18 protein-coding genes and 2 tRNA genes are annotated in these 19,618 nt (G+C 62.9%); 10 read left to right on the top strand and 10 right to left on the bottom strand.

Annotation, left to right across the window (positions count from 1 at the left end; genetic code table 11):
• Positions 1–117: 117 nt before the first annotated feature.
• Complete coding sequence (locus tag AC1DNE_RS28325; RefSeq protein ID WP_441473646.1) at positions 118–963, bottom strand: hypothetical protein; 846 nt, start codon at positions 961–963, stop codon at positions 118–120.
• A 566-nt stretch (positions 964–1,529) separates the two neighbouring features.
• On the opposite strand from AC1DNE_RS28325, the gene AC1DNE_RS28320 reads away from it, so the two are divergent.
• Positions 1,530–2,210 carry a transposase gene (locus AC1DNE_RS28320; protein WP_441473645.1) on the top strand — a complete coding sequence of 227 codons (681 nt, stop codon included), beginning with the start codon at positions 1,530–1,532 and terminating at the stop codon, positions 2,208–2,210.
• A 57-nt stretch (positions 2,211–2,267) separates the two neighbouring features.
• Here the strand turns inward: AC1DNE_RS28320 and AC1DNE_RS28315 are convergent, their stop codons facing one another.
• Positions 2,268–2,729, bottom strand: a complete 462-nt coding sequence (locus AC1DNE_RS28315) for a hypothetical protein (protein WP_441473644.1) — start codon at positions 2,727–2,729, stop codon at positions 2,268–2,270.
• Between the two features lie 144 nt (positions 2,730–2,873).
• On the opposite strand from AC1DNE_RS28315, the gene AC1DNE_RS28310 reads away from it, so the two are divergent.
• Complete coding sequence (locus AC1DNE_RS28310; protein WP_441473643.1) at positions 2,874–3,347, top strand: hypothetical protein; 474 nt, start codon at positions 2,874–2,876, stop codon at positions 3,345–3,347.
• Between the two features lie 364 nt (positions 3,348–3,711).
• A complete protein-coding gene (locus AC1DNE_RS28305) occupies positions 3,712–5,268 on the top strand; it encodes an acyltransferase family protein (RefSeq protein ID WP_441473642.1) in 1,557 nt (518 codons plus the stop codon).
• 1,024 nt (positions 5,269–6,292) lie between these two features.
• Here the strand turns inward: AC1DNE_RS28305 and AC1DNE_RS28300 are convergent.
• Positions 6,293–7,321, bottom strand: coding sequence for an acyltransferase family protein (locus AC1DNE_RS28300; RefSeq protein ID WP_441473641.1), 1,029 nt, complete (start codon positions 7,319–7,321; stop codon positions 6,293–6,295).
• Positions 7,322–7,396: 75 nt separating this feature from the next.
• Here AC1DNE_RS28300 and AC1DNE_RS28295 point away from each other — a divergent pair, with 75 nt between their 5' ends.
• Positions 7,397–7,516 carry a peptidoglycan-binding domain-containing protein gene (locus tag AC1DNE_RS28295; RefSeq protein WP_441473640.1) on the top strand — a complete coding sequence of 40 codons (120 nt, stop codon included), beginning with the start codon at positions 7,397–7,399 and terminating at the stop codon, positions 7,514–7,516.
• A gap of 147 nt (positions 7,517–7,663) precedes the next feature.
• On the opposite strand, the gene AC1DNE_RS28290 is transcribed toward AC1DNE_RS28295, so the two are convergent.
• Positions 7,664–8,224: an NUDIX hydrolase gene (locus AC1DNE_RS28290; RefSeq protein WP_441473639.1), complete on the bottom strand. Its 561-nt coding sequence runs from the start codon at positions 8,222–8,224 to the stop codon at positions 7,664–7,666.
• A gap of 88 nt (positions 8,225–8,312) precedes the next feature.
• On the opposite strand from AC1DNE_RS28290, the gene AC1DNE_RS28285 reads away from it, so the two are divergent.
• A complete protein-coding gene (locus AC1DNE_RS28285) occupies positions 8,313–8,474 on the top strand; it encodes a peptidoglycan-binding domain-containing protein (RefSeq protein ID WP_441473638.1) in 162 nt (53 codons plus the stop codon).
• Between the two features lie 404 nt (positions 8,475–8,878).
• Here AC1DNE_RS28285 and AC1DNE_RS28280 read toward each other — a convergent pair.
• Positions 8,879–8,955: transfer RNA gene (locus tag AC1DNE_RS28280), tRNA-Pro, on the bottom strand.
• A gap of 147 nt (positions 8,956–9,102) precedes the next feature.
• Between AC1DNE_RS28280 and AC1DNE_RS28275 the strand changes: the two genes are divergently transcribed.
• A tRNA-Gln gene (locus AC1DNE_RS28275) sits at positions 9,103–9,177 on the top strand.
• Positions 9,178–9,329: 152 nt separating this feature from the next.
• Here the strand turns inward: AC1DNE_RS28275 and AC1DNE_RS28270 are convergent.
• Positions 9,330–10,190 (bottom strand): DUF4118 domain-containing protein, encoded by an 861-nt coding sequence (locus AC1DNE_RS28270; RefSeq protein ID WP_441473637.1) that lies wholly within the window; start codon positions 10,188–10,190, stop codon positions 9,330–9,332.
• Positions 10,191–10,538: 348 nt separating this feature from the next.
• On the opposite strand from AC1DNE_RS28270, the gene AC1DNE_RS28265 reads away from it, so the two are divergent.
• The 4 genes from AC1DNE_RS28265 to AC1DNE_RS28250 all read left to right on the top strand — a co-directional run bounded on the left by AC1DNE_RS28265 (position 10,539) and on the right by AC1DNE_RS28250 (position 15,560).
• Positions 10,539–10,754, top strand: a complete 216-nt coding sequence (locus AC1DNE_RS28265) for a hypothetical protein (RefSeq protein ID WP_441473636.1) — start codon at positions 10,539–10,541, stop codon at positions 10,752–10,754.
• A 380-nt stretch (positions 10,755–11,134) separates the two neighbouring features.
• Positions 11,135–12,814 (top strand): DUF3300 domain-containing protein, encoded by a 1,680-nt coding sequence (locus tag AC1DNE_RS28260; protein ID WP_441473635.1) that lies wholly within the window; start codon positions 11,135–11,137, stop codon positions 12,812–12,814.
• 54 nt (positions 12,815–12,868) lie between these two features.
• Positions 12,869–13,807, top strand: coding sequence for a DUF2950 domain-containing protein (locus AC1DNE_RS28255; RefSeq protein WP_441473634.1), 939 nt, complete (start codon positions 12,869–12,871; stop codon positions 13,805–13,807).
• Between the two features lie 79 nt (positions 13,808–13,886).
• Positions 13,887–15,560: a SulP family inorganic anion transporter gene (locus tag AC1DNE_RS28250; RefSeq protein WP_476767074.1), complete on the top strand. Its 1,674-nt coding sequence runs from the start codon at positions 13,887–13,889 to the stop codon at positions 15,558–15,560.
• 13 nt (positions 15,561–15,573) lie between these two features.
• On the opposite strand, the gene AC1DNE_RS28245 is transcribed toward AC1DNE_RS28250, so the two are convergent.
• The 4 genes from AC1DNE_RS28245 to AC1DNE_RS28230 form a co-directional block, all read right to left on the bottom strand.
• Entirely contained in the window at positions 15,574–16,236 is a 663-nt protein-coding gene (locus tag AC1DNE_RS28245) for a hypothetical protein (protein ID WP_476767073.1), read from the bottom strand.
• 74 nt (positions 16,237–16,310) lie between these two features.
• Positions 16,311–16,982, bottom strand: coding sequence for a response regulator transcription factor (locus AC1DNE_RS28240; RefSeq protein ID WP_476767072.1), 672 nt, complete (start codon positions 16,980–16,982; stop codon positions 16,311–16,313).
• A gap of 20 nt (positions 16,983–17,002) precedes the next feature.
• Positions 17,003–17,425 (bottom strand): hypothetical protein, encoded by a 423-nt coding sequence (locus AC1DNE_RS28235; RefSeq protein ID WP_476804151.1) that lies wholly within the window; start codon positions 17,423–17,425, stop codon positions 17,003–17,005.
• Positions 17,426–17,627: 202 nt separating this feature from the next.
• Positions 17,628–19,502 (bottom strand): adenylate cyclase, encoded by a 1,875-nt coding sequence (locus AC1DNE_RS28230; protein WP_476767070.1) that lies wholly within the window; start codon positions 19,500–19,502, stop codon positions 17,628–17,630.
• Positions 19,503–19,618: the final 116 nt, after the last annotated feature.

The following is a 19,618-nucleotide window of genomic DNA, read 5'->3' as shown; positions in this document are numbered from 1 at the left end:
CAGCTTGCGCCGGGCGGGAAGATTTCAGGCGCATGTCGCGCATGGACATGGAAGAGCCCGGAGCCGAAACCGCGCGGGGAGTTTCGACCCCGCGCGGTCCCATGGTTGCGCCAGCTTTCAGAACGCGTCGTTCGCGTCCCCTCCGACCATCGTCAGGTCGACCGAGTTGAACTGGATGTTGGCACCCATGACGATCGACTGGGTGAAGGCCTCCTGCGTGAGGCTGGCAGCCGCCGAAGCAGCGCCGATCCCGCTGAAGGTGCCGTCGTCGCCGGTGATCGCGCCGACATGGGATTCCGCCTCGCCACCGACGGCCCGCGCGATCATCGTGAAGTCGCCGACGCCACCCGGATCGCTCGAGCTGGGATCCCAGCAGGACGTCTCGGCCAAGCCACCCGACAGGCCGTTCGCACTGTAGCTCACGGACGGATTGTTGAGCGTATCGTTGTCGGCCAGGTTGTTGACCTGATCGAGATTGAAGTTGTTGCCGCTTTCGAGGGTCTGGGTGACCACGTCCGGCATGATGATCGATTCACTGATATCGTGGATCGTGTCGATATCGATCACATCATTGTCCGATGGAGGCAGGAGCGCTCCCGACAGGTCGAGGTCAACGGCCACATCGACATTCACGGCGTTGTCTACGTGATTTTCGACCTGGTTGTCGATGTGATTGACGTTCTCGTTGAAGTTCAGGTTGCCGTTTGCGTTGAGGTTGCCGTTTCCGTTCAGGTTGAGATTGCCGTTTTCGCTCGAATTGCTGGCAGAGTTCCAGACGTCGGTGTCTACCGCCTGAGCCGCATACTGAGCCTGACCCTGCGACTGGCCCTGGCCCTGGCCCTGTCCTTGGCCCTGTCCTTGACCTTGGCCCTGCAACTGAGCCTGCAATTCAGCTTGGCCCTGCAATTGGCCCTGCGTCGGATCGTCGTCGTGATAGTTCCGCTGGTTGTTGGGCTGACCCATGACATGCTCCTACGCGTTCGGGAGACATCGATAAGGTCCGGCAGCGCCTCTCTTCTGCGGTGCGCAGCACGGATTCGGACGATGTCGATTGGAGGTGATTGAGCACTTGAATCTTACGCGTTACATGGAAGATGTGCTCGATCTTGGATTTCGGCGCGGGATAAGGTACAATTATTTCATTCCTTCTCCTTTCATGAGAGGGGCGGGTAAGGATAAATTTTTCGGCAGGGCCTTTTTGCAAGGCTGTTTCGAGATTTTATATCAGGAAATATGGCCGAAATATTCATACAAGTTGTCGTAATATTTGTTATATGTGATGAATGTTATAGTAAAATATAGAAACAAAGAGTTGTTAATGGTCTGAATTGCGAATTAAGGGTGATTTAAACCAGTAATATATTTGAGTTTTTTCTTTCGCAGATTTCGTTTGCTGTATATAAACAGCCATGAAGGGGCTTATGGGTCAATGTGCTGAATTGTTACCCTGCGTTATCGGCTTCATTGAATTTTAATGACCCAGGAGGTGGCCTCGTGGCGCTTGCTGCTTTGTGTGCCGGAGATTGGCTATGCCGAATGCCGTCCGCATGCACGACGAACAGGCTGCTTTCCTCTCGCTCGAGGCATTGGTCTGGCGGGATGGGCCGGTTTGTCCGCATTGCGGGGAGAGCAGTCGGCTCGGCCGGCTGAGCGGGCTGAGCACGCCGATCGGCATGTGGAAGTGCTATGCCTGTCGCAAGCCCTTCACCATCAGGCATGGCACGATCTTTCAGAACAGCCACGTGCCCATGCATGTTTGGCTGCAAGCGCTCTATCTGCTGACGGCGACCGGAGAGCGCATCAGTTCACAGAGACTGGGGCAGATCCTCGGGGTGTCCGTCCGGACCGCCTGGCACCTCAAAACGAAAATCACCACCGGCCTGGACGCTGCAAAGGAGTTGCCGGGTTCATGGCTCAGCGAGAGCGTGGTGAAACGAGTGCTGCGTGAGCCGTTTCCCGATAGCCCCGCGCCGCTCCAGCCCGGGCAGGCCGTCTGCAAGGCGCGCTATGAACGCTTCCTGGCGGTGACTGCGAGCGCAGCACATCACCTCGACGATACTGTTTTCCTCGCGGCTTTGCACAGGCTGCTGCGAGGCTCCGGCACAAGCGCCGATCCCCGGGATGAAGTGTTCGAACAGCAGCTTGAGTTGAGTCTGTTCGATGAGCCAGCCGGCCGAGAGGGCGGCGCCGACGACGAGGGGGGGCGTTGACGACTGCGGCGGAGAAGTCGGCGCGAGGCGCCCTCATCGTCGTTTCGGCGGCGCCGGTTACTGCGGCCGGGGACTGCGGCGGAGGCACTGATCGACATGTTCTTCCCAGAGCCGCTGCAAGGCAGGGTCGAGCGTCATGACGGGGGTGTCGAGTTCGTCAAGCTCGGTCGCGGGGCGCAGCATCTCGAGAAAAGCGACGGCGCCGCGGGCACCCACCGCAAAGGCCGGATCCTCGTGGCTGGTGAGCAGGCAGATTTCCTCTCCGATCAGTTCCGGGCCAATTCCCGTGACGGCGTTCAGGACATGGGCCTGAACCGCGGCGAGCGCATGGGTGCGCATCGGGCCGCAATGGCGCTGGGCAATCAATGTGACGAGCGTCGCGAGGAAGCCGATGATCTGCGGATGAAGCCAGTCGCCGGCCTGCAATATTGCCGCTCCCCCGGGGTCGCGACGCAAGAAGGGGTCGATCGCGGCATGGGCCATGCGGCGCGCCTTGCGAATCTTGAGCAATTCGAACATGGCGCCTCCGCTCTGAGCGAAGCCTAGAGGAAACGTCCGATGCGCAAGCTCTCCCGAGGACAAGCTGCCTTGCCGCCCCGGCCGGATTTCGATGCTCTGGAAGCGGCGGCCGCGCGCCCGTCTTCGAGCCGAAGAGTAGCCTTCATGAACCTCGTAGGCGATCTGAATCTCGCCTGGTCGAACAACGAAAGCCTGTTCATCTATGTGCTGATGTGGCTGCTGGGCAGTGACGAGAAAGCGGCGGCGATCGTCTTCGCCACGCTGAACACCACGCGCGCGCGGCTGGATCTGGTGCAGCGTCTTGCCAAGATCGCGCTGGCCGACAGGGCCGTGCGTAGCGAGCTCGGCGAGGTCGTTGAACGTTTCTCGGCGGCGACGCGGCTGCGCAATGATCTCAGCCACGCGACCTTCGTCCTCGATTCGCAGGGCGAGATCACCCATACCCAGCACATGAAGGTGGAGGAAAGCCGAGGCAATCTGCGTTTTGGTATCCAACGGGCCGTCGATGAGGCCAGGCTGGAGGAGATTTCCCGCACGATCCGCGAGCTTCATGCGCTCAACCGGCGAATCTGGGATCTCATGCCAGTTCTGGAGGCCGCGACGCGGGCTGAGAGATAGCCGTCGCTTCGCTGTCACAGACCGACCCGCGTGGTGAGCAGGCAGGGCTGGCTGCTGCCGTCCGAGACCGTCGCTATCCCCCGTCAGCGGCAAGAAGCGGCCCGAGAGGGCCATTCCTGTAGCCGGCTGAATTATCTCCGGAATTTTGGTCCGAGCGGCAGGATTTGAATCTGCGCGTCCCCGCTCGTCCCGAACGTCCCCCGGCAAAAATCGGGTATCCAGGTTTCGTTGGTTTCTTTGGGGGCTCGGCGGCGAACGCTCGGCGTCTATTCTGTCAGGCGACGCCCTTCTGCTCGAACTTTAGAATATCGCCAATCTATGGCACATGGGTGTGCTTGCCTCGAAACGCAGCAAGTGATCGCAAATGCGCCATACGCCGACATCGCTACTTCCAGCAGCAGACCAGCCGATCCTGTCCGACCGCTTCGTTGCGCCGCTGGCGAAGGACGGCTCGCTGATGCTTCGAAATGTCAGGCTGCAGTATCTGCGCGCTGCCGCCGCGCTGTCCGTCCTGCTTTACCATGCCTCCGTCATCGTCGAGCGGATCAGCGGCAACGCCAGCTTTCTGACGGTCTTCGGCGGGTTCTGGGGCGCCTATGGCGTGGCGGTGTTCTTCGCCCTCTCGGGCTATCTGATGGGAGAACTCATCCAGCGCGACGATCCTGCCCGCTTCATGGTGAACCGACTGGTCAGGATCTATCCGCCGATGCTGCTCGCGGTGGCGATCTTCTGGGTCGCGTTCTTCGCCGCCGGCTTCCTGCGCAGCATCGATGTCGTCGGCCTCCTGCTCGCGCCGGCAGGCCCCCGAGACTATTTCCTCGCCGTCGAATGGACGCTCGTCTACGAGATGAGCTACTACGTCGTTCTCGCTCTTCTGGGTTTTGCCGGCCTGCGCCAGTTTGCAGCCTGGCTGGCGGCGTGCTGGATCGCCCTCATTCTCGTCGCGCTCGCGAAAGACGGTCTCGTGCGGGACGACACTCTCCCGCTCCTCAGCGCACTGCCGCTCCAGGCGATCAATCTGCCGTTTCTGGTCGGCTTCCTGCTTCCAGGCCTGGCCCGGCGTCGCTGGCTGCCACCGGGCCTCTGGCTTGTCGCGATAGCCGCGACGGTGGCGGCCGCCTATCTCATCCCGGGCGATCCGCGAATGAAGTCGGTCATCCCTGCGATCCTCATCGTCGCGGCAGCCGTCCGCGTTCCGAAGCCGGCGCCCGAAACAGTGTTCGGCATCATCGGTGAGCGTCTGGGTGACGCGAGCTACATGCTGTATCTCTGCCATATGCCGCTGATGACGCTCTTCGGCGGCTTCGCGCCGGCTTTCGCGCCCGGCCTTGCGCTCTGGCTCGGCGGAATCGGGGCCTCCATCGCATTCGCGCTGGCGCTCGCACCGGCGGATCTCGGCATGCACCGCTGGTTCAAGACCAGGATCGCTGCAGCTCCCATATCCCGTCTTCGCGCGCTCGCGTTCAGCTTCATCGCGATCTTCGTCGGCATCGCCGCCTATGCCGAGTTCGATGCCCGGGAAAAGCGGGCGGCCTACGCTCATGCGACGGCGATCATCACCGACGGCAAGCCAGCCGTTTCGGCGACGATTCGCGCGGAAGTCGACTCCGTCGACCGGCTGCCGGACGACACATTGGTCATACGCGGATATGCCATCGACCTCGACAAGCCTCAGCTCGTGACCCACGCCGCCGTCCTTCGAAACGGAAGCATCGTCGTCATGGAGCGATCGCGGCGGATGCGGGCAGACAAGGCACGTTCATGGTCGCGGCCCGATCTTGCCGGGGCCCGGTTCGGCTTCGTGCTGATGGTGCCGAAGCGAGTTGCCTGCTCGGCTGGCGATTTCGACGTGCGCGTCGCATTCGACGACGGCCGGCTCATCGTCCCCGTGATCGCACCGTCGGTCCGATTGTGTGCGTAGCCTCGCCGGGGATGGGCTGGTTTGCCTCAATCAGGCAAATCCCGCGCCGCTCTGCTCGGTATCGGCGACACAGCCGGCATCTTCAAGGCCCGCTCTCGCGTTTGGGGCGCTGGCGGCAGTGGGGGGCGCTAATTTCGGCCGGGGGATCCGGCTGTGGCGGCAACGGTGGTGGCTATTGGGAAGGCGTCTTCGACGTCATGCGGGGCGAAGTCATCACTATCGTTATGGGCGCTGGAGGCACCAAGGGTACTTCGGCCGGTGCCGGCGCCAACACCCAAGCTGAAGGATCTTCTTCGTTCGGAACGGGTAACTCTGCGACCGGTTGTGGTGGCTCCGGCTACGCCGCGACGCCGTCCGACGTCGTCGGCGCTGGTTCGAGCGGCCAGATCAACCAACTCGGCCAGCAGGCGGCGAACAGCTACCTCATTTGCCTCCGCCTATATCGCCTCGGCAGGCGGAGGCGCCTTTAATACTCCCGGCACTCCGATCACTGTCGGCAGCAGCTCGAAGGCCATGCAGCCCGGCGGAGGTTCCTCGGGCGTGGCGGCAACGACCGCTGACGGCCAGAACGGCGCTGACGGCATGGTCCTCCTGGAGTTTTGATGAGGTCCGCAATGCAGAAGTATGCGCGCGTTGTCGACGGTCACGTTGTCGAAGTCTTCAGCCGCCCGCAGGCGTTGGGATTGGAGATTGCTTCCACCCATCGATCGCGAGCCAGTTCATCCCGTGCCCTGGCGAGGTCCAGCCTGGCTGGACCTGTGGGCGGAGGTTTTCCGCACCGCCTCTGATCGGAACGGCGGAAGGCCGAGCCCTTCGGCTGATAGCCCATTCGCCGCCCCCGAGGCGCTCCATGCGCGGAGCATCGATATGAATGTCGCCAAGGTGCAGGCAGCGCTTCGCTAGACGCCGAAGGTCGAAGGAGGCCGGGCTGAAGACGAGCGCGGCTGTCCAACACTCCCGCGCGCGGGCGCAATCTGACTGGCGGCCACTGCGAAAGCCCGTACCCTGACGCCAGTGGAGACCGTCAGGCCGGAGTTGGCGAGTGTCGCAGAGTCATGCGCCGCGCGAATTGCTGGGCTGGGACTTCAATTGCCAGATAGGTGCAAGACGATACGCCCAGCGTGAGACAAAGCGCCAAAACGGCCTGCAGCGGTGTCAGAGCGTTGAATTCACCCACAACGCCCATCATAAGCGGGTGGAACAGATAGATCGAGAAGCTGACGGCTCCCACGAGAGTGAGCGGCCTCCACCGCAACCATGCGACAAGGGGGCTGCCGTAATGGGCTGCTGCAATCGTGCATGCCGCAGCCAGTGAAACGGCCGAGACGCTGAATCCGTGATCATGCTTGTCAATTGCGACGACGCTCAGGCCAACGGCGACCGCAAACAGAGCCGATCCAAGCACCGGTCGTCTCTGGGCATCGGCCCAAACAAGCCTGAAGACCAGCATTCCGATTAAGAACGAGTGGAAGTGCCAAAAGATCGTGAAGTTGGGTTCGACGATCCCGAGATTGTCTGTAATAGCCTTGCATACGGGGGGCCACATCAGGACAGCCGTGACCGCTACCATGCTCAAAGGCGCCTCAATGAGCCACGCGAGCACGAAGGGGAACATGAAGTAGAACAGAAATTCGACGAAAACTGACCATTCGATGCCAATAAGGGCGTTTCGCGTAGTCGGGTCAACCATTGTGATCAGTGAAAAATGTTTGGTGAGAACCCCGGCGACATAATCTGCAGGCATCCCGCCCCAGATCTTTACCACAGCCGTCACCGCGCAGGCCGCGTAGAACAGTGGCATGATCCGAAAGTACCGGCGAATGAAGAACCTACGCCAATCAACAGGCTCACCTTCGACCGCGGTTGCGATGCTGAGGCAAAGGCAAAACGCAGAGACGACGAAGAATAGCGTCACACCGAACTTGCCGTGATCGACGATCGCGTTCCCGAGATCGCCGAAACCTCGCAAACCAAACCCACCGGAGTGGATGAAGTAGACAGCGAGCGCGGCAATCCCGCGCAGGCCATCTAGCTCAAGAATGCGCGGCTTCATTTAAATAGCCTAGCACATCGCTCGCTTGGCAACCACCGGCCGCCTCTGGCGGGCCTTTCACACCGGGAGAATTCCATGGACACGACCGCAATTCAGCAGGTGCTGGTCGCGCTTGGCGATTCACTGGTCGTGGACTGCGTGATGGGGCCGAAGACGAAGGCGGCGGTTCAGGCGCTCCAGGCTGCACACGGCTGAGTGCCGACGGAATTGTCGGTCCGAGGATCGAGGCGGCGCGGAAGTCCGCAGTTTCCGACAAGCCCCAGCCCCGTCACGTCGCAACTGTCGACCGCGTAAAGCTCTTTGCCTTTATGCGATCGGGCGAGGCTCCGACCGGGCCGCCGCCTAACTCAGGGAAACTCGCCCGGCGGCGGCAAGCGCCATGAACAGCGATGCAACGTTGAGCGACTCTGGCAACAGCCCGTCCTTCAGCCCCGACACCATCTCTCGGACCGGCATCAAATGAACCGTCATGCCGTCTTCGGCGGCGTCCAGCTTGCGAACGCCCGTCGGCATGGCGTTTAGGGCAAGGTACGTGTGGACACGGTTCGTCTGATTGCCAGGGTTGGCATAAAGCGACGTCACGAATCGATAATCCGCAGCCCGATATCCGGTTTCTTCTTCCAGCTCACGAGAAGCAGCCTGGGTGGGATCCGTATCAGTCGCATCGACGGTGCCAGCCGGGAGCTCGAGAAAGAAGTCCGAGGCGCCATGCCGATACTGGCGTACCAGGACTAGCTCGTCGGACGGCGTGATTGCCACGACATGCACCCAATCGGGATAATCGAGAACGTAGAACGGCGCGACCTCATGACCTGAGGGGGTGAAGCAGTCATCCGCGCGCAGATTGATCCAGCGATCCTTGATCACGGTTCGCGACGCTTGCGTGGTCCATTTCTTGTCCATGCGTTGGGGATTAGCCACTGCAGGCCGAATAGCCAAGCTTGTGCCCCTTCCCGCCTGCCTCGCGCGGTTTTCGCATTCGGAGCATTTCATGGATACGACCGCCATCCCGCGGGCGCTGGTCGCGCTCGGCAATTCGCTTGTTGTTGGCAGCGTGGCCGGGCCGAAGACCAAAGCAGCTGTTAAGGCGTTCCAGACTGCACATGGCCTGAGTGCCGACGGAACGTCGGTCCGAGGGCCGAGGCAGCGCTGAGGTCCGCTATCGCCGCCGGGTCCTAGCCCCGTCACGCCGCAAACATCCATCGCGCAAAGCTCTTCGCTTATCCTCGCGATGGAGGACGACGTCTCTGCCGCTCGCGAGATGGCGGACGCGGTCTGCTCGCTCCTCGAAGCTGGCGCGAGCCATCGCCTCGACCCCCGCGGCGTTGCCGCCATCCTGAGGTGCGTCTCGCACTTGCAGGATCACGTCGGTTCGACCGTGCGCGACTGGGAGGAGGCCGTCCGGGCTAGCCGGGCGGCATAGGGCAGGCACAACTGACCAACAAGGCTGGCTCGGATCGGGGCCGGCTTTTTGCTGCGTGGGCGGGAGTTTCTGTCCGGAAACGAAAAAGGGCCTTTCGGCCCATTCTCAACTACTTGATATGTCTCGGGAAATTTTGGTCGGAGTGGCAGGATTTGAACCTGCGACCCCCTCGTCCCGAACGAGGTGCTCTACCAGGCTGAGCCACACTCCGATCAACTGGTGGCCGGCTTATAGCCAGCACGCGGGCGCGGCGCAACAGCTCGTTTGCAGGTTGGGGATGATTTCTTGCGAAGGCCCCGAATGGACGTCGCGAGGCGGTTGCGCAGGACGGCGACGCGTTCTAGAAGGCGCGACGCATTGGGGCGTCGCCAAGTGGTAAGGCAGCGGTTTTTGGTACCGCCATTCCCAGGTTCGAATCCTGGCGCCCCAGCCAGTTTCTCATAAGGCGCTGGGTTACGGGCTGTTCTTCTGCCCTCGCCGCCAGCCATTTGTAGCTCGCCGCGATCTTGTGGACATGGCTCTGAGGCCGTCGCGATCTCCAAGGCATGCGGCTCTGGTGCGCCGGATAGGGGGCGATGGCGCCTCTCATTCCGCTACCGCCGGCTGGACGGTGCTTCGTGAACTCAAGGCCGCGGCCAGAAGTCGACCCACAACGACAATGAACAGCTCGGGATGTTCAGGATATTCCTGCGGGTCGAATGCCAAGCCCAACACCACAGGCTGCTGATTGGGGGCTTTGATCGGCCAGAAGTCGAAGCGCGAGGTGTCGAAAGGATATACTCCAGCTCGCGCGAGATGGCCTTGGTCGAGCGATGACTGCGCGGCAGCCAGCTCGCTTGCGCTGGCGGTGATCGGTCCAAGAGACGATATGATTTCAAGCCGCCCGTCAGCGGGCGTCATCACTGCGACCGAGACATGGAACATCTCTTCCAGCGCCGCAGCGGCCCTGTTCGCCATGTCACGGGGTTGCCTCGCTACGGAGACGGCAGAGCTGAAGGACTGCAAGGCTTGTTCCTGGCGGAGCCGCAATTTGATCGCCCCTTGCCGCCGGGCCGCCAACGATGCCAGGCCACTCGCCATCCCGCCCACGACGAGAAGCAATCCGATTGCCCAGATGTTCGCGGGATCCTCGACCTGGAACGAGAAGCGCGGCGCGGTGAAGAAGAAATTGTAGGCCGACGCGCCCGCCACGGCGGCGAGCATCGAGGGGCCAAATCCAAATACAATGGCAGCCATGATGACTGGCAGGACGTAGATAAGCGAAAGGTTTGGAACTGCTGCCACGCTCTCCAGGGCGGACGCGATCACCGTCGCCAAGGCCGTCAAAACCAGGGCGGCCAGATACCCGGCCGCTACCGGAAAATCGGGTCGCTCCCGATACGCTGCACCGGCGATTGGATCGACCGGGAGCCCATTTGCGTCCTGGATGCTTTCCGAGTTCGCCATCGCAAGCCTCCCTCGATTGCCGGCTGCCGCTGACGGCCGTCAGCGAGCCGGCGCTCCCGGATTTATGAGGGGAGGCATAGGGTTTCCATGTGGGAAAACGCGCCCGGAAATAGGAATAAAGTGGGGCATGCCCGGTGACAGCCGGCGGCGGCGGGATTGCCGAGACCGAATGTCAGGCAAGCCTCAGGCCGTTGCCGGGCAGGTTCGGGACATCCGAATTCCACCCAGCTCTCGGGCGCATCAGCTCCCGCCGAGATCGTCGGCACCACCGACAGGTGCAACTCCGGGTCGATTGACTCCGTCACCTGATATGTTCTTCTAATGTTCTCATTTCCGAGGATGGGAACAATGACAGCCGAGCCGCTTGAAGAGCCGCCGGAAGCGGACGAACTCGAATGGGAGATCGTCGAGCTTGTCGACGAGTATGGAACTGAACGGGCCGCTTTGCGCGCGACGTACCAGACGTTGAAAGCAGTCCTCGCCGATGCCGATCGCGCGGTTTCCCGAGGCTTCGTGCGCGGCCTGTTCTCTCAAGGGGCACGGCCCGTCCGCGCTCCGGGATGACCAGGCGAAAAAGCGTGGGAACGGATGAGGACCGCGACCGGACCCGCTCCCCTTCGGGTTGAAATCCCGATCCCGGTCGGCGGGGCCGAGCAGTGGCCTATTGTCCCTAGGGACAGGTGTCGGTCCTCGGGGATGGTAGTAATCGTCTGGTTGGAGAGAATCTGTCGGAGATGAAGATTGAAGGTCATGGTCCTCGAAGGCCAGGACACCATTCTAGACGGGCGCGTGGCCGCAAACATGCGCATGGCCCAGGAAGAAGTTCAGACTTTTCGGCGGCAGGGGCCGATCAGGTCGCTGGTCGAACGCCGCCGATAGGCAAACGAGCGTCACTGCGGTGCGAAACCCCAGATGGCGTTTCGGAGCTGTTGCGAGGTCATGCCATGCATCTGCGAATTGTGTTCGCCTCTGTCGTCGTCAGTGGGCTCGCTTCTCAGGCGCTCGCGCAGACGGTTGCGCCACCTCCACAGCCGCAAGCGCCAGCCGCAGCGCAGGCGGAGCAGGGCGAGCAGGTTCTCTCCGCCGCCCAGCTCGATGCGCTGGTCGCGCCGATCGCGCTCTATCCGGACGACTTGCTGGCGCAAGTGCTGATGGCCTCGACCTATCCGCTCGAGGTGGTGCAGGCGGATCGATGGGTTGCAGCCAACAAGAAGCTCAAGGGCGACCAGCTCAAGGCGGCTGCCGAGAAGCAGTCCTGGGATGCGAGCGTAAAGTCGCTGGTCGCGACGCCCTCCGTGCTGGAGATGATGAGCAAGAATCTCGATTGGACACAAAAGCTCGGCGACGCGGTGCTTGCCCAGCAGCCGGATATCATGGACGGCGTCCAGCGCATGCGGACGCGGGCCTACGACGCCAAAAAGCTGTCGTCCGGCTCCCAGCAGAAGGTGACGGTCCAGCAGACTAGCGGCAAGCAGACGATCCTGATCGAGCCGACCAACCCGGGCACGGTTTATGTGCCCTATTACGACCCGGGCGTGGTCTACGGCACCTGGCCCTATCCCGCATACCCGCCCTATTATTTCCCCGAGCCGGGCTATATCGCCACCGGCGTTCTTGCGACGGGTCTCGCCTTCGGCTCCGCTTATGCGCTGGGGCGCTGGGCCTCTGGCGGGTATTGGGGCGGAAACGTCAACTGGGCCGGAGGGAACATCAATATCGACCGCAATCGCGTGACGCATTGGGAGCATAACCCCCAGCATCGCCAAGGCGTTCAATATCGTAACGACGCGGTCAGGCAGAAATTCTCCGACAACAGCATCCGTGCCGGAGCCGAAGGCCGGATGGACTTCCGCGGACGCAGCGGCGAGCAGGTTCTGCGCCCCGATGGTGATCGCGGCGGAGCGGGGGCAGGCGCACGACCGGATCAGAGGCCGGGGGATCGTCCTGGAGCCGGTGCCAGACCCGACCGTCCGGGCGGGGATCGTGCTGCGGCTGCCGGCAACAGGCCGGGCGGGGATCGGGCAGGGCGTCCCGGTGGCGAGCGTCCAGGCGCCGACCGTGGCCGGGGCTCAGCGCAGCCGCGGGCAAACGCTCAGCCCCGTCGCCCTCAATCCGGAGCAAGCCGTCCGGGGCCGGCACGCGACAACGCTTTCGGCAATATGCAGCCGGGCCGAGCCGCGAGCCTTCAATCGCAACGGGGGCAGGCCAGCATGGCTCGCATGCCGTCGGGCGGTGGCGGGCGCGCGATGCATGCTGGTGGCGGTGCACGCATGGGCGGTGGAGGATATGGCGGGCGCGTTGGCGGCGGCGGTGGCGGGCGAATGGGAGGCGGCGGTGGCCGCGGAGGTGGCGGCGGGCGCCGTTCCGACATCCAGCTCAAGAACCACGTCGTGCTGCTGGGGGTGACGGAGAACGGGCTTGGCTTCTACCGCTTCGCCTATAATGGCGCCCACACAACCTATGTCGGGGTGATCGCGCAGGAGGTGCAGGAGGTTGCGCCCGAGGCGGTGCACCGCGGCGCGGATGGCTATCTGCGGGTCGACTACCGCCAGATCGGCGTTCCCTTCCAGACCTTCGACCACTGGAAGGCTTCGGGCTCGCGCATTCCCGCCGGGAAGCTCTGAACTGAAACGGCGTCGCCATCTGCTGGAGCGTTTCGCAACTGAGGGTGCAGTTCCATGATCATGACATGGCCAGCGGCGCATCTGCTCGTTCGCCTGCTTTGCGCGATTGCCGCGGGCTTCTGTGCCGCTTCGACGGCCGCTCGCGCACAGGAGCTGTTCCAATCGCCGGAACAGGCGGCCGCGGCACTTGCCGCCGCGGTGCGCGATGGCGATTCCATGCGCTTGTATTCCGTTTTCGGCATGTCCGGGCGGGACATCATCTTCTCGGGTGACGAGATTCGCGACGCCGACAATCGCAAGCGCTTCATCGCGGCCTATGATGCCCGGCATTCGATCGTCGAAACCGGCCGGACCGCCACGCTGCTGGTCGGGGAGGACGCATTTCCGTTTCCGATCCCGATCGTCCGTTCGCGCGGCGGCTGGAAATTCCTGGTCGAGGCCGGGCGCCGGGAACTCCTCGCCCGCCGGATCGGCAAGAACGAGCTGGATGCCATCCAGGCGAGCCTCGCGATCCTCGATGCGCAATTCGAGTACGCCTCGAAAGGCCATGACGGCCGGAACACAGGCATCTTCGCGCAGAGAATCATCAGCCAACCGGACAAGCATGACGGTCTCTACTGGCCGACCGGGCCGGGCGAGGAACCGAGCCCGCTTGGTGAATTCGCTGCCCAGGCTGCAACTGAAGGCTACAAGGCTAGCGGGACGCCGCAGCCATATCACGGCTACTACTTCAAGATCCTGAAAAAACAGGGGCCCTCAGCCGCGGGCGGGGCAACCGACTACATCGCGGGCGGCAACATGATCGGGGGATTCGCCATTCTCGCCTATCCTGCAACCTATGCGAGATCGGGGATCACGAGCTTCCTGGTCAATCACGCGGGCACTGTCTATCAGAAGGATCTGGGCCCGAATACGCGTCTCATCGCGTCGCGCATGAACAGCTTCAACCCCGATCATGGTTGGGAGAAAGTCGTACCGCAGAAGGCGCAATAGCGGAGCGGGCGGCCCACTGCCGGGCGGGGCCGAACCGCGGTTCCGCAGGCGCTGACGACAGCTCGGGATGGTGGCGTCGATGAAGCGCTGGTTGCCGATCGCGGAAGGGCTGCTTCCCTACAGGTGGGAATGGCTGCGCTTCGATGTCACCGCGGGGCTGGCGATCGCCGCCGTCGCCATTCCGAGCGCGGTTGCCTATCCCGCCATCGCGGGGCTTCCGGTTGAGGTCGGGTTCTACGCCAGCATCTTGTCTCTCGTCGGCTATGCGCTTCTCGGCCCCTCGCGCAAGCTGATCGTCGGGCCGGACGCCGCGACGATGACGGTTCTCGCGGCCACGCTCACCGCCTTGCCTCTCGACGATCCCGCGAGTCGCGTCGCCGCGGCTGCCGCGCTCGCCCTGATGGTCGGGACATTCTGCATCCTCGCAAGCGTGCTCAAGCTCGGCGTCGTCGCTTCCTTTCTGTCCCGGCCGATCCTGATCGGCTTCATCAGCGGAATCTCGATATCGATCCTCGTCGGGCAGATCGGGCGGCTGACAGGCGTGCGCATCGAGTCCGACGGGCTGGTGCTGCCGCTGCTCGAGATCATCCGGAAGGCCTCGCAGATCCATTGGCTCACGGTCTGGTTCGGCGCAGCCATGTTCGGGCTGCTCGTCGTGTTGGCTCGCCTCCGCTTCCCGATCCCCGGGCCGCTGGTCGTGGTCGTCGTGGCGGTGCTGGCGTCTGCGGTCTTCGACTTCGAAGGCCGGGGCATGAAAGTCATCGGCAGCCTTCCGGGCGGCCTGCCGAAATGGGCGCTGCCGAACGTCGCCCATTTGCCGATCCCGGACCTCGTGCTTGGCGGCGCGGCGATCTGGCTGGTCAGTGTCAGCTCTGGCCTCGTCGGGGCACGCAGCTTCGGTGCAAAAGACGGCTTCAAGGTCGATGCCGACCGGGAGTTGACGGGGCTCGGAGCGGCCAACATCTGTTCCGGCCTGTTCACCGGCTTCCCCGTTACGGTCTCGGATTCGCGAACCGCGATCAATCTGGCCGCAGGCGGCCGTTCGCAGCTGGCAGGCCTGATCTCTGCCGCCGCACTGGCGGTTCTGCTGATCTATCTGAACGATGTGCTGCGAGTCCTGCCCCATGCTGCGCTTGGGGCGATCCTCGCCTTTGCGGCGCTGAGCCTGATCGATCTCCAGGGGCTGCAGGAAACCTGGCGGATCAGCCGCATGGAGTTCGGCTTTGCCCTCATCAGCATGTGGGGCGCCATCAGTCTGGGCGTGCTCAGCGGCGTCGTCATCGCCATTGCCGGCACGCTGCTCTATGTCCTGCTGAAGGAAATGCGGCCGCGCGATGCCTTGCTCGGGCTCGTTGCCGGCAGGCCGGGCTTCTACAAGATGCACCGGATGGAGAGCGCCGCGCCACCGCCGGGGATGGTGCTCTTCATGATCCAGGGCAGCATTCTGTTCTTCAACGCCGACTACGTCCGCTCCCGGCTCGAAAGCGTCGCGAAGGAGGCCCCGCCCGGCACATCCTGGTTCGTGCTGGATGCGAGCGCCGTCGCGCAGATCGACATGACCGCGGCCACCATGCTCCTGCGGTGGCGGACCGACCTGGCGGCGATGGGGCTGACATTCGCCATCGCGGAACTGCACAAGGAGCCGCGGGAGATTCTGGAGAGGGCAGGTCTCTTCGAAGGCCCGGATGCGACGATCGCTTTCGACGATCTCGAAGACGCGGTCCGGATGCTCGGGGAGAAGATGTCCCGATAGCCCGGTATTGCGCTTAACCGGGACGGTCGGCGCGCCGGTATTCGCGAACCAGGATGTCGCAGCTGACGATCAGCACCCAGATCGGAAAGACGAGGAAGGTCCAGTCGACGAGGTGACTGCCGAAGAGAATGACCGCTGCAGCCGCATAGCCGGTGAACGCCGTCCATCGTCCCGTGATCCCGGTGCGGAGCACGATGGTCGAGGCGGTAATCAGGAAAACGCTCGAAACCTTCATCGCGTAGATGCTGGCGAGATTGTAGGCGAAGGATCGCGCCAGAGTGAACGTTACCGAGCCGATGAGCTCGCCCGGCCGGGCAGCGTGAGTGAGGAGGATCGCGCCGATGGCCGAGGCCGCGACGAAGAGCATGCCGATGAAGAGAAACCCGCTGCCGAGAAATACCGTTGCGAACAGCCTGTTCTCCTGAGCTCCCAATCGATCACGCAGCACGCCCATGAACCAAAGGAAGGCGATACCGGCGAAGGGGATCAGGTTCAGTGCGAGCGCAACCTTCCAGGATTGGGGCCCCACCCAATCTCCAGGATCCTGGGGGTTGAGGCGCAAAGTCTGCAGCACCAACACCAGCGAGGACAGGAGAAGAGCCGAAAAGAGAATGCCGGCGACGGCGGCTGCCTTCGGCGTCTTGAGCCCATCCGGCGCATGGTGAGGAGGCGGCACGTTGCGACCCTCGTTTCAGAGGCCTGCGCATAAATTTCCGAGCCAAGCATGCCGATAAGCGGCAGGCCTCAGCCTCATCCCTCAGGGGTTGTCGGGCGGAGCAGACCGAGCCGCTCGGCGCAGGTCACGAGCTCGACGACGGAGCGGACCTGCAGCTTCTCCATGACTTTGTGACGATGGGCCTTGATGGTGCGTTCGGTCGTTCCGAGCTCGAAGGCAATCTGCTTGTTCATCTTGCCGCGAACGACCAGATCGAAAACCTCCCGCTCACGTTTGGTCAGCCGCCCCAGCCGTGCCAAGCCGACGCGAACCCAGCTTTCGTGTTCACTGACAAGACGATGGCGGGAGATCGCGCGGCCGATAGCGTCGATGAACTCGTCGGGCTCGACAGGCTTCATGAACAAGTCTTCAGCCCCGGCCTTGATCGCCCGGATGCCAACCCGAATGTCCCCCTGGTCGGTCACGAAGATCACGGGCAGGTTCAGGCCGGCCCTGCTGAACAAGCTCACGACGTCCGGGATCGACTTATCCGGCGCCTGCGTATCGATGACGATGCAGCTCGCGCTTGCGATATCCGGCCGATGATTCAAGATTTCGTCGGCGCTGACATAAGCCTTGGTCTCATATCCGCAAGCTCGAAGCATCCGATCGATGTCGGCCTGGGATACCGCGTCGCCATCGACGATGTGGACAAGAGCTGACATGGCCAATCCTCGGTCTCTCGTAGACAGCCGGGCTTCCGGCAATCGCCGTGCGGTGTCCGGGCCTAAGGCATCTTCAGCGCCTCCGGAGTGCAGCGCCGATATCTGATCGCAGTGCCCCCCTCGGGCGCGCTGTAGCGATAGAGGCCGCCATCCTGACCCAGCGCGAGCACGGCCCGCGCGGTATCGGTCGCTATCGTCGTCGTGCAGCTGAGATGCAGGATCTGCCGCTCGCCCTGCGGGTTGACGCGACCGATCCTGCAGGTCGCGAGCGGAGTGGACAGCCGCTGGCCCTGAATGACGAACGCCGCCGTAAAGGCGTTGGCCGGTCGCTTGAAGCCGAGCGTCTTACCCGCCGCGGAGAAGACATTGGCGCAGATCTGCCCTTCTTCGAGCCAGGCTCCTTGGAAGTCCGTCGTCTGCGCCCATGCGCCCTGTATCGCGAGCGCTGCAAAGGCGAGGGTGAGCAAGCACGGTCGGCAAGCCATGGCGATCATCGAGCCTCCGGTTGAGAACCTGCCTGATCGAGACAAAAACGGCGCAAGGCGCGACGTTTCTGTCGGGGCATCAAAGCTGGAGGTGCTCGATGGCGGCCGCCGGGGAGACTGCGTCGGGCCATCATGTCCACCGGGCGCTTTGCTTCCCTGTTGCGATAGAGAGAAAGCTGCGAATGAAACCCGGGGTAGTAGGTTACGGTTGGCTACGCGCCGAGCCGGTTTCCCCTGATCCCGAATTCGAAAGAGCGCCGGATCTCCGCTCCGTCTCAGCGGCGAAACGGGTGGGCACGGGGAAGCCGGCCTCGATGGCGCCGCGGATCAGAATGGAGCGATCTCTCGCGTTGAAGTTGCGGCTGTTGAGTTCGTCGTCGAATTTGTCGAAGAATCCCGGCCTCAGCCGCAGGAACTCGGCGCGGGATTGCGCTGCTTCAGCGTGCAATCCCTGCCGCGCGAATATCAGCGCGGCGACGAAATGGTAGATTGAAAACCGACGCAGGTTTGCGCGGCGGATGAGGTCGGTGGCGCGTGCGTTGTCGCCTTGCATATAGGCGGCCAAAGCCAGGAGCCCGGTATAGTAGTCCGAGTTGCCCGGGTTCTTTGCCATCGCCTCTTCGAGCAAGGAAGCTCCTCGCTGCCAGTCTCCGGCCTGCGCCACCCGGCTGCCGAACTCGCTGAGCAGTTCGGTGTCGTTCGGATTGAGCGCGAGCGCCTGAGAGCCGACCCGCAGCGCCTCGGTGGCTTCTCTGCTGAAATACAGGACGGTCATCAGCGCCTGAAGGGCGCGGATGTTCTCCGGATCGAGGTGAACTGCGCGCTCGGCTGCCGTCCTCGCCCGCTCCAGCGGCGGCGGCGAACCTAGCCGCTTGTTCAACTGGAAACGGTCCTCGTCGAGATAGAGGTAGGACAGCATCGCCCAACCGGTCGAAAAGTCCGGGTAGCGTGCCGTGACGTTCTCGAGGCACGCGCGCGTCGCCGCATGCTCGGTTTGATCGAGCACCGCGCGGTAGCGATAGAACCGATAGGTGCATTGATAGGTTTCGAGATTTTGGACGCCCCCCGATTGCGTCGGCCGTGGTGGGGCGCTGAAAATGATTCCATAGGGCTGGGCGATCGCCGTCGCGACCTTCGAGGCTATCATCGTTTCAACGCCGACGATGTCGGCGGCGCGCGGGTCGGCGTCATAGGTTCCCGACCAGATTATGGCGGAACTCTCCCAATCCAGGACGCGGATCGTCACCCGCAGCTTGCCGTCGGAAAGACGGATGCCACCCTCAAGAATGTAACGGTTGCCGAACTGGCTTGTGAGCTCCGAGGCCGAGACGCGGGGCGATACGGCGGCGGAGTTTTCCCCCCCGAAAACCGTCAGCTCCTTGAAGCGGGAGAGCTGCGTCAGCAGCTCCTCTCCGAGACCGGCGATATAGACGTTGACCTCCGGCTGCCCCGACAAGTTCGAGAGCGGCCTGACGATCAGGGAAGGGCCTTGCGGTCGCGGCGGCTCCCTGGCGGGGGGCGCCGGCGCCGGCAGGATGGCTAACCACAAAAGCGGGAGGGCAAGGCACAGCGCTGCCATAACGATAGCCCAGGCGAACCGCCGGCTTCCCCACCACGCGTCGCCTGTTCCCGCCAAATCCTGCTTCTCCGGAGCAGGGATAAGCGCGGGACTTTCGATGTGGGTCGGCGGAGCCTCTCGCCGCTGGAAGCGCGGCACGTAGCCGCCCTTGGGGATCTCGATCAGGATCGGGTCCGAGCTCCCGGCCAGCAGATAGTAGCGCTCGAGCGCGCGCCGGAGGCGGCCGGCTTCGATCCGAACGACCGGATCGTTCTGAATGTCAAAATTCGCATCGCGACCGAAGACTTCAACCGCGACGGAATAAGCTTTGATCCGGTCCGCGTGACCCGAGAGGGTCTGGTTGATCACATAGATCAAGAACTGCCGCACGCGCTCGGGCACGTTGAACTCGGTGCTGGCGATGACCTTGTCCAATTGAGCGCGAATTTCACCGTCCTGAAGCTCGGCTTCCGGATGGTTTTCAACATTTCTGTGCTCGAAAAGCCGATAATTCTCCATGGAATCGGCCCCCCGCAAGCCAGAAAACCACGCGAAAACTTCAAGGCAAGGGCGTGCTCTCAGTGTAATCTACCGTTATTTACTCCCAATCCGGTCGGGCGACCACATAATTATTC

Source organism: Allobosea sp. 05L423 (assembly GCF_056397745.1).
This window is presented reverse-complemented; position numbering and strand designations above follow the sequence as displayed.

Coding starts and splice junctions, on each gene's coding strand:
- AC1DNE_RS28325 (WP_441473646.1), bottom strand. CDS start 963: ATGGGTCAGCCCAACAACCAGCGGAACTATCACGACGACGATCCGACG.
- AC1DNE_RS28320 (WP_441473645.1), top strand. CDS start 1,530: ATGCCGAATGCCGTCCGCATGCACGACGAACAGGCTGCTTTCCTCTCG.
- AC1DNE_RS28315 (WP_441473644.1), bottom strand. CDS start 2,729: ATGTTCGAATTGCTCAAGATTCGCAAGGCGCGCCGCATGGCCCATGCC.
- AC1DNE_RS28310 (WP_441473643.1), top strand. CDS start 2,874: ATGAACCTCGTAGGCGATCTGAATCTCGCCTGGTCGAACAACGAAAGC.
- AC1DNE_RS28305 (WP_441473642.1), top strand. CDS start 3,712: ATGCGCCATACGCCGACATCGCTACTTCCAGCAGCAGACCAGCCGATC.
- AC1DNE_RS28300 (WP_441473641.1), bottom strand. CDS start 7,321: ATGAAGCCGCGCATTCTTGAGCTAGATGGCCTGCGCGGGATTGCCGCG.
- AC1DNE_RS28295 (WP_441473640.1), top strand. CDS start 7,397: ATGGACACGACCGCAATTCAGCAGGTGCTGGTCGCGCTTGGCGATTCA.
- AC1DNE_RS28290 (WP_441473639.1), bottom strand. CDS start 8,224: ATGGACAAGAAATGGACCACGCAAGCGTCGCGAACCGTGATCAAGGAT.
- AC1DNE_RS28285 (WP_441473638.1), top strand. CDS start 8,313: ATGGATACGACCGCCATCCCGCGGGCGCTGGTCGCGCTCGGCAATTCG.
- AC1DNE_RS28270 (WP_441473637.1), bottom strand. CDS start 10,190: ATGGCGAACTCGGAAAGCATCCAGGACGCAAATGGGCTCCCGGTCGAT.
- AC1DNE_RS28265 (WP_441473636.1), top strand. CDS start 10,539: ATGACAGCCGAGCCGCTTGAAGAGCCGCCGGAAGCGGACGAACTCGAA.
- AC1DNE_RS28260 (WP_441473635.1), top strand. CDS start 11,135: ATGCATCTGCGAATTGTGTTCGCCTCTGTCGTCGTCAGTGGGCTCGCT.
- AC1DNE_RS28255 (WP_441473634.1), top strand. CDS start 12,869: ATGATCATGACATGGCCAGCGGCGCATCTGCTCGTTCGCCTGCTTTGC.
- AC1DNE_RS28250 (WP_476767074.1), top strand. CDS start 13,887: ATGAAGCGCTGGTTGCCGATCGCGGAAGGGCTGCTTCCCTACAGGTGG.
- AC1DNE_RS28235 (WP_476804151.1), bottom strand. CDS start 17,425: ATGGCTTGCCGACCGTGCTTGCTCACCCTCGCCTTTGCAGCGCTCGCG.
- AC1DNE_RS28230 (WP_476767070.1), bottom strand. CDS start 19,502: ATGGAGAATTATCGGCTTTTCGAGCACAGAAATGTTGAAAACCATCCG.